This is a genomic window from Seonamhaeicola marinus (genome assembly GCF_008085455.1).
On sequence record NZ_VSDQ01000317.1, the window covers coordinates 289 to 655 of the forward strand.

Sequence of the window (367 nt, forward strand, 5' to 3'; positions counted from 1 at the left end):
TGTTTGTAAACCCTGATGATGCTAAAGTAAATAACGGTTTGCAAATAAGCTAAACACTAAACAATTATATAATGCTATTAACACATTACACTAAGAAACCACTATTCTTTATAATTTGGTTTTTAATTTTCAGTTCGGCATCAAGTCAAGTAAAAATATTTGTAGATCCGCACACAACTAATTCAATAAAAGGCCATTTAGAGTTAAACAGACAAAAATATTTTAATATTTCATCAGGTGGTAAAAATTTTGAAAAAGCAGTAGGTAATTCTAAACTTTTAAAAACGTATTTAGATGATTACAAAATTAATTTTGGTAGAGATTTAGGTATGGTACGTAGCCAAGTTAAATACGGAAACTCTGTAAT

The 367-nt window shown here is 27.5% G+C and carries 1 protein-coding gene; it reads left to right on the forward strand.

All coding sequences use genetic code 11. The annotated features are described in order from the left end of the window. Positions 1 to 71: 71 nt before the first annotated feature. Positions 72 to 367: hypothetical protein (locus FUA24_RS04160; RefSeq protein ID WP_222861316.1), on the forward strand; the 296-nt coding region annotated here is incomplete at its 3' end.